Source organism: Candidatus Protofrankia californiensis, assembly GCF_900634765.1.
In the GTDB taxonomy this organism is placed as follows: domain Bacteria; phylum Actinomycetota; class Actinomycetes; order Frankiales; family Frankiaceae; genus Protofrankia; species Protofrankia californiensis.
This window is the reverse complement of the sequence record NZ_CAAAFT010000407.1, coordinates 18,400-26,656: the sequence shown is the minus strand read 5'-3', so window position 1 is coordinate 26,656 and position 8,257 is coordinate 18,400. Positions and strand designations below refer to the sequence as shown.

Genomic DNA, 8,257 nt, shown 5'->3' with positions numbered 1-8,257 from the left:
ACCGTCGCCAGCAGCGGTGTCCCCGCCTCCCGCAGGGGCGTGTACACGTCCTCGATCAGGGCGCGGCGTGCCCCGATGTCACCGGCAAGCGCCCGTTCCGGCAGGAGCGCCTGCGCGGTCACCGGACGCGGAGCAGTTGGCCACGCCGCGACGACGTCGGCGGCCGCCAGCGCCGCGTGTGCCGAGGCCGCGGCCGCGGCCAGGTCGGAGGCGACCGGGCCGATGACGACCGGCCCGGGCCCGCAGGCCGGCAACAGGGCTTCGACGGCGTCGAGCAGGGCGCGCCCGGACCCGGCGACGCCGGGCCGGGTCGACCGCGACGCCGGCTCGGTCGCGAAGTCCCCACCGACGATGACGACCAGCCGTTCGTGGTGGACGCCGGTGAGCACTTCCAGACCGGCCCCGCGCCCGAGGCGGTGGACCTGGTCGACGACCACTTCGGGGGAGTGGTCCGGAGTGTCTCCGACGATCACCGCGACGGCGGGCGGGTTGCGCCATCCCAGCGCCGCCGCCCGTGACGGCAGCGCCCGCTCGACCTCGCCGCGTACGACGTGGTCCACCACGAGCGCCTCAAGGCGGGCGTCCCATGCGCCCCGCTCCTCGGCGGCGCGGGCGTAGACGACCGCCCCGGCGAAGGCGATGTCGCGGGAATAGCGCAGCACGTCGGCGAGGAGCCGTTGTTCGTGGTCGGGACCGGCCAGGGCGGGTACCTCGGCCTCGATCGCCTCGACCGCCACCCGGACCAGTTCGACCAGACGGCGGAAGGTGACGGCCCGGACGAGATCGCGGGGGGCGACCCTGAACACGTCCCCGGACAGTTCCCGGGCGTGCTGGGGACGCCGGCACCACTCCACGAACGAGGAGATCCCGGCCTGCACCACCAGCTGGATGTCGGCCCGATGGCGGGCCGACATGGGCGCGAACCAGGGCAGGACGTCGTGCATGCGTGTCACCGCGCGGCTGGCGAGCATTCCGCTGGATCGTTCGATCCGCCGGATGGCCTCCTCGGTCGCCGGGTCGACAGCGGCCGGACTCACCGCCGGACCCACCGCGGGGCTTGTCGCCGGACCCAGGTGTCGCTCGGCCGGGGAGCCGGCCGCCGGGCTCGAGGTGACGCCGGCGTCGACGCCCGACAGCGGCCGTGTCACCGGTTGTGTAGCGGCCGAACCCCGGCCGCGTCGCGCGGCGGCCGACGCTCGGCCGCCGGGCCGACGCTCGGCCGCCGTCCACCATTGTCGGTCATTTCTTCTTCTCCATCGGGTTTCTCGGGGCTCCGGACAACGCGAAAGGAGCTGCCGTCGCGTGTCTAGAGCTGGTTGTTGAATCGGCTGGTCCAGTTGTGGACGTTTGCGACATATGCCCGCGTCTCGGCGAAGTCGGGAACTCCGCCGGCATCGCGGACGGCCGCGGGCCCTGCATTATAGGCGGCAAGGATCAGCGAGACGCGGTCGCCGGGCAGTTTCTGGACGAGTTGGGCCAGATGAGCGTCATAGCGCGCGGCGGACAGGATGGCGTCCGCCGGGTCCAGCGGGTTGACCGAGCCGTCGGCATTGCCGTCGACACCGAACTGTTTCCAGGTGTCGGGCAGGAACTGCATCATGCCGCGGGCACCCGCACGGGACACCGCATCACGGTTGAACTTGCTCTCCACCCGTGCCTGGGCCGCGAGCTGGGCCGCGCTGAGGACGCCGTAGACCGTGGCGGCATTCTGGAAGAGGGGGATCAGGTTGGGCGGGACTTTCGACGCCGACCGGGAAATGCCGTCCCCGCAGCCGGTGAGGGTCGTGGTCAGGAAGGCCGTGGCCACGAACAAGATCATTATCGGCGTGACGCCCTGTGACGGATGCTGCCGGGACGCCCCGCGTGTGCGCCCGGGCCGGGCGGGTCGGGCGTGTCGACGAGGCGGTGTCGCGTCCACCACCCCATTGTGCTGGGTAGCGTGGGCAACCGTATGGACCCGGTCACATCGGCTGGTGTCAGCGGTTCGCACGGGATATCCGGTACCCGGCTCAGTCGATCAGGTTGGCGCGCAGCGACCGAAGTGCGACGTCGGACACGCCGGCGTGGCGGGCCCATCCGGCCGCGCCGCCCCACGTGTCGTCGATCGCGGTGAGGAAGCGGCTGATGACTTCCGGCCGGCAGCTCATGCCGTCCGTCCTGGCCATACTTCGGGCCCGGTCGTAGGTGGGCCGCCTGGCCAGCCGGAGATCCACCCGGTCGATCCGCTCGTTGCTCGCGACGTAGTCGGCGATGACCGCATCCCGTTCGACTCCGGCGATGTCGAGTACGACAGCGGCCAGCACGCCCGTGCGGTCCTTGCCCGCGGCACAGTGGAACAGCGCCGGCAGGCAGCCGGGGTCCGCGAGCAGCCGCAGGGCGCCGGCGACCGCGTCGGGCGCCTTGCGCAGGTAGTCGAGGTAGTGCTCGACCCGGTCCTGCGAGGCGCGGTCGGCGACGATGAGGGGGTATCGCGGGTCGTCGGCCATCACGAACTCGCCGGGGATGAACGACAGGTTGTGGTAGACGATGTCCTCGTTCGCCAGCAGGCCGCGGCCCTCCCGGGCGATTTCCGCCCTGGCGCGAAGATCGATGACTGTGCGCAGGCCATAGTCGTTACGTAACGCAACGACATCGTCCTTGGTCAGCTCCTGGACGGTGTCGCTGCGCAGCAGCCGTCCCGACCGGGTCAGCCGTCCGTTCGTGGTCGGGAGCCCGCCGAGATCCCGGACATTGTCGGCGCCGACGAGGTTGAACCAGCGATCCACCCGCTGACCATAGCCACTGGAGGCGTCCCCCGGAGTGGTGAATGCCTCATCCGCCCCGCCGCGGCCGGCCGGGACCCGTCCGGACCCGTCCGGGTGGACGCGGCTGGTGCCCGCCGGCAGGTGCTGGTCAGCGGTCGTTGCCGACCACGCTCGGTGCTTCTGCCGCTCCTATCCGGGCTGCCGGGTGCGGCCGGGCTGTGTGCGGCTGGGCGAGCCGACGCAGCGCTGCCCGGGTCGTCTCGGGATCTCCCCAGGGAGCGAGGGCGAGGACGTGCTGCCGATCGATCGCCGGCGCGGACACGTAGGAGATCAGGGGATGATGGCGGCGGATGTCGCGCTCGTCGTCGTCGAAGAGATCCTCGTGCAGTTTCTCCCCGGGGCTGAGCCCGGTGTAGACCACCTCGACGGGCCGCGGGCCGCGGGTCGCGAGCCGTCTGGCAACGTCGGCGATCCGCACCGGTTGGCCCATGTCGAGGACGAGAACGTCCCCGTTCCCGCCGAGCGCCCCGGCCTGGACGACGAGTTCCACCGCCTCTTCGACGGTCATGAAGTAGCGGGTGACGTCCGGGTGCGTGACCGTCAGCGGCCCGCCCGCGGCCAGCTGGCTGGCGAACACCCTTAGCACGGAGCCCTGGCTGCCCAGGACGTTGCCGAACCGCACGCTGACGAAGACCCCGCGCCGGGCGTCCGCGGGCACGCTGGCGGTCAGGCGCTCGGTGATCCGCTTGGAATAGCCCAGGACGCTGGTCGGGTTCGCAGCCTTGTCCGTGGAGATGTTGACGAACCGTTCGACGCCCACCGACACGGCGGCGTCCAGGACGGTCATCGTCCCCCACACGTTGGTCTTGACCGACTCGCCGGGGAAGCGTTCCAGCAGGGGCAGATGTTTCAGCGCGGCAGCATGGAAGACCACCTGCGGCCGGTACCGGGTGAACACGGCGTTGACGCCCTCGACATCCCGGATGTCGCACAGCACCACCGTTTCGTCGTCGGCGATCGCCTGACCGTGGATGGATATCTGGACGGCCCGCAACGCGGACTCGTCCCGGTCCAGCATGATCAGTTCTTGGGGGTGGTAGCGGTACAGCTGCCGGCACAGCTCCGAACCGATCGAGCCGCCGGCCCCGGTGACCAGCACCCGCCGGCCGGTGACGTAGCCGGCCACCGACCCGACGTCGGTCTGGATCTGGCAGCGTCCCAGCAGGTCGGTGAGGTCGAGGTCACGGATGTCACGGACGTCGACCCGCCCGTCGATGAGGTCCACGACGCGGGGGAGCACCTTGACGACGAGGCCGGCGTTCTCGGCGACGGTGGTGATCTCCCGCAGCAGTGCGGCGTCGGCGCTGGGGATCGCCACCAGCAGGGTGCGCGCGCCGGTCTGGCGGGCGACCGTGGCGATGGCCTCGCGACCACCGCGTACCCGCACGCCGCCCAGGGCCAGGTTCCAGGTGTGTGGATCGTCGTCGAGCAGGGCCACGGGCGCATAGGGGCTGTCCGGGGTGCGCAGCATCGATGCCAGTACCCGGTCGGCGCCCTCACCCGCGCCGAAGACGATGATCGGTTCGCTGCCGGTGCGCTGCTGCTGCCGCCGGCGGCGTTCCCCGGTCAGCCGCCACAGGTATCGGACGCCGAACATCAGGACGAGTCCGACCGCGCCCGCCAGCGGGAGCATGCCCGCCGGCATCCGTCCGGAACGGCCGAAGGCGACGTCGACGACGATGGTCCCGATCGTCGTGAGCACGACCGAGCAGAGCAGCGCCAGCACCTCGTCGAAGCCGCCGAAACGGTAGCGGCCCAGGTAGAGGTGCAGGGCCGTGCCGACGAAGTACAGCAGGCAGACCGCAACCACCGTGATCATCCAGAATCCGGTGTCGGTTAACGGGGACAGGCTGAAGCGGCCGAGGTAGGCGGCGCCGAGTCCGACCGTCAGGCAGACCGCGTCGATCCCGATCTGCAGGCCGACGTGCCGCCGGAGCTCCATCCGCGACAGCCGGCCGCCCGACGCCGGTCGGCTGCCCGATGTCAACTGCGCGGGTCCTTGCCCGTCAGCAACCTTCTGCTTATGCATGACTCCATAGAGTAATAACTACAGATGGTGAGTGTACAGATGTACATCGAGTATGTTGGTTGCGCAGAGTGCTGATATGGTGACCGGGATGCATCCCCGGGGGAGGGTTGGTCTACTGGTGGAACTTCGGGAGTATGTCAAGGCACTACGCCGAGGCTGGCCGCTCATTGTGGTTTGCGTCCTGCTCGGTGGCTTGTTCGCGGCGGCCATCTCATGGCGTCAGACGCCGACCTTCGCCGCCGTCACGACCATGGTCGTCTCGTCGTCCGACACCACCGACAGCGCCGCAGCGGCCTACCAGGGCGGCCTGCTGTCCCAACAGCGAGTCAAGTCCTACGCCGATCTGGTGGCCAGCGAACGGGTCGCCGCGGCCGTCGTCGACAAGCTCGGCCTCAACGAGAGTCCACAGAGCCTGCGCGGTCGCATCCAGGCCCAGACCGTCCCTGAGACCGTCCTGCTGCGCGCCGTGGTCACCGACACCGATCCCCGCCGCGCCCAGTTGATCGCCGACACGGTCGGTGAGGTCTTCTCCCAGGCCATCGCGCAGATCGAGACCCCGTCTCCCGACAAGGCACCCCTGGTTCGGGTGAACGTGTGGGAGAAGGCGAAGATGCCGACCAGGCCGGTATCGCCGCAGCCCGTGCGGGCTGTCGCGTTCGGCGTGCTGTTCGGCCTGATCGCCAGCGTCGCCGTGGCGGTGGTGCGACATCGACTCGACACCAGGGTCGTGACCGCTGCCGACATCACAGCGGCGACCGGGCTGGCGACCCTGGGCACGATCGCTTTCGACACGACCAGCGCACAGCATCCCCTGGTCGTGGATATGGGCGGGCAGTCGGCAAGCGCCGAGGCGTTCCGGCAGCTGAGGACCAACCTGCGCTTCGTTGACGTGGACGCGCCGCCGCGTTCCATCCTGGTCTCCAGCTCGATGCCTGCCGAGGGCAAGACAACGACGATCTGTCGTCTGGCCATCACTCTCGCGCAGACCGGCGCCCGGGTGGCGCTGGTCGAGGGCGACCTGCGCAGGCCGTCCTTCGGGGAGTATCTCGGGATCGAGACGGCGGCCGGTCTCACCTCCGTACTGATCGGCACTGCCGATCTCGAGGACGTGCTCCTGCCCTGGGGCGACGAGAGCGGCCGGCTCCATGTGCTGCCCAGCGGGCCACTGCCACCGAATCCCAGCGAACTGCTCGGATCCCGGGGGATGAGCGATCTGCTCGGCGAGCTGTCCAGCCGTTTCGACTTCGTTCTGATCGATGCGCCACCACTGCTCCCGGTGACTGACGCGGCCGTGCTCGCCGCGCAGGTCGACGGCACCGTACTGGTCGTCCGTGCCGGTCGGACCCGGCGCGAGCAGCTGGTCAAGGCAGCCGACTCGCTGCGGCTGGTCGAGGCCCGGATGCTGGGAACGGTTTTCAACATGATTTCGATCAAGGGATCGGACGTCGTCTCCTACGGCTATCATGCCTATGACGACTATGCCCAGACCGACAGGACGGCCCTGCCCTGGGCCTTTGCGGACCATTCGGTGCTCACCCCGGCCACGGCCCGGTCCGACCGTTCGCAGGTCGAACTCACGGCCGGGTCGCGCGCCTCCGGCTCCGCCGGCGGGATTACCGGTTCCGCTGGCGGCGGTGTCACGATCGCGGCCCAGCATCAACCGTACGACGGCGAATTCGACAGTGAATTCACCGGTGAGCTCGACAACGCCACGATAAGTTCGCAGGATTCGCAGGGCGAACCCGGCCGTGTCCATCGCGATGGCGGCGTCGACCGCGCGGATGCGCGCCGCAGTGGTTCCCGTGCCGGCAGCTCGACCGCGGCTGCGGCCGAAACCGATCCGACCGCCGAGTTTGCCGCGGACCTTGCCGACGGACGGGCGAACGACATGACAACGCCGTTGACGTTCAACGCGAGGACAGCCGGTTCCCACCGGCGTAAGCGCGGTCGATGACACCGGTATCGCGATGGTCTGCCGGCGTCCGGCCGTGCTCGGCCTCGGACGGTGGTGGGTGGACCTGTGATGAGCGGACCCGTCCGTCCGGAAATATCCGCTACCTGTGGTCGTGACGCTGCTCGGCGGAAGAAACCGACTGGACACCCAATGTCGTAGACACGGAGAGCAATATCTCATATACTCTTCGTATTCGCATGTCAACAAGCTTGTCCGGAATCCGGGCAGGGGGAGTGCTTCCATGAGGTTTCGCACGTTCGGAGTCGCGTTGCTCGTAGGGGGCGGGCTGGCGCTGGGCATGACGTTGGGCCCGGTGGTCGCCGCCCAGGCCAATCCGCCGGTCGACCGCCTCGGGCCGGTCGGCACGGCCACGATCAGCGCGACGTCGATACCTGTTGGTCAGTCGGTGCTCCTCGGCGGACGCGGTTTCGCGCCGGGTGGCATCGTCACCGTACGGGTGAACGGCAACACGGCCGGTACGGTCACAGCTGACGACCAGGGGAACTTCAGCCTGCAGCTGCCGTCTTTCACCGCGCCCGGCATCTATGCCCTTACCGGCTCGGGCCCGCGGCTCGTGCCGGTGACAGCGCCCGGGTCGGCGGCCGGCGCCGGTTCGATCGGAACGGCTCTCCCCGCAGGGGCGCAGGATGCCGCAGCCGTGTCCGACAAGGTGGCGCAGCGCACGGTGGCCGCGACCGTGACCGTGACCGATCCGTCCACTGATGGTGACCGCAGCGGCACAGGTGTCGGCATAGCCGTCGGCGGTTGGAGCGGCGACGGTGGTGCCAGCGCTGGTGCTACCGGCGAAGGCGGTGCCGGCGGCGGTATCGGCGTCGGCTTCGGTATAAGCGGTATCAACGGTGCCGGTGGTGACGGCGACACCGGCGGAGGCGGCGTCGGCGGTGGCGGTGGCGACACCGGCGGAGGCGGCGTCGGCGGTGGCGGTGGCGACACCGGCGGTGGTGGCGGCGGTGGTACTGGCGGTGGCGGCGGCTCCCTCGTGGGGCAGCCTGTGACCGGTGTGCAGCCCGGTGGCGGGAATGATCCCGGGGGCGTTGACCAGGAGGGTCCCCAAAAGGCTGACCAGGAGTATCCCGAGGCCGGTGGGCTGCCCTTCACCGGCGCCGAGACCGGCGCGATGGCTGCGATCGCCGTGGCTCTCGTAGGCGGTGGTGTGATCCTGCGGGTCGCGGCTCGTCGCCGCAGGTCGGGAGCGACACCCGAGGAGCTCTGACCGAGTGGGGCTTCCTGCACGCGGATGTGCCAGGTGGCTCTCATAGTGACCTGGGGACTTGGGGGCCCCGGCAGCGTGAAAGAAGCATGATTGCGCTGCCTTCGGCCTTCTTCCGCAGCCGATCTCGGCGGGCGCGGGCGGACCGACGATCGTGTCCTGTCCGGTCGGCTGGCTACGATGGGCCATCGGCGCACGGCTGCCCTCCCTGGCATCCGCATCATGCGCCGATGGACCGT

At 69.9% G+C, this 8,257-nt stretch carries 6 protein-coding genes; 2 read left to right on the top strand and 4 right to left on the bottom strand.

What is annotated here, in order from left to right; translation table 11 throughout:
- From DD1DGNOD_RS20890 to DD1DGNOD_RS20875, 4 genes are all read right to left on the bottom strand, one after another.
- Positions 1–1,037 (bottom strand): PucR family transcriptional regulator (locus tag DD1DGNOD_RS20890; RefSeq protein ID WP_241255877.1); only part of this gene is annotated, 1,037 nt, incomplete at its 3' end.
- 269 nt (positions 1,038–1,306) lie between these two features.
- Positions 1,307–1,819: a lytic transglycosylase domain-containing protein gene (locus DD1DGNOD_RS20885; protein WP_131770885.1), complete on the bottom strand. Its 513-nt coding sequence runs from the start codon at positions 1,817–1,819 to the stop codon at positions 1,307–1,309.
- A gap of 190 nt (positions 1,820–2,009) precedes the next feature.
- The gene (locus DD1DGNOD_RS20880) at positions 2,010–2,765 is read right to left on the bottom strand and encodes a tyrosine-protein phosphatase (RefSeq protein ID WP_131770877.1); all 756 of its coding nucleotides are present in this window, start codon (positions 2,763–2,765) and stop codon (positions 2,010–2,012) included.
- Between the two features lie 127 nt (positions 2,766–2,892).
- Positions 2,893–4,833, bottom strand: a complete 1,941-nt coding sequence (locus tag DD1DGNOD_RS20875; RefSeq protein WP_131768199.1) for a nucleoside-diphosphate sugar epimerase/dehydratase — start codon at positions 4,831–4,833, stop codon at positions 2,893–2,895.
- 118 nt (positions 4,834–4,951) lie between these two features.
- Here DD1DGNOD_RS20875 and DD1DGNOD_RS20870 point away from each other — a divergent pair, with 118 nt between their 5' ends.
- Together DD1DGNOD_RS20870 and DD1DGNOD_RS27375 are read left to right on the top strand one after the other, a co-directional pair.
- Positions 4,952–6,787: a polysaccharide biosynthesis tyrosine autokinase gene (locus DD1DGNOD_RS20870; protein ID WP_131770876.1), complete on the top strand. Its 1,836-nt coding sequence runs from the start codon at positions 4,952–4,954 to the stop codon at positions 6,785–6,787.
- Positions 6,788–7,028: 241 nt separating this feature from the next.
- Complete coding sequence (locus DD1DGNOD_RS27375) at positions 7,029–8,021, top strand: hypothetical protein (protein WP_165036944.1); 993 nt, start codon at positions 7,029–7,031, stop codon at positions 8,019–8,021.
- Positions 8,022–8,257: the final 236 nt, after the last annotated feature.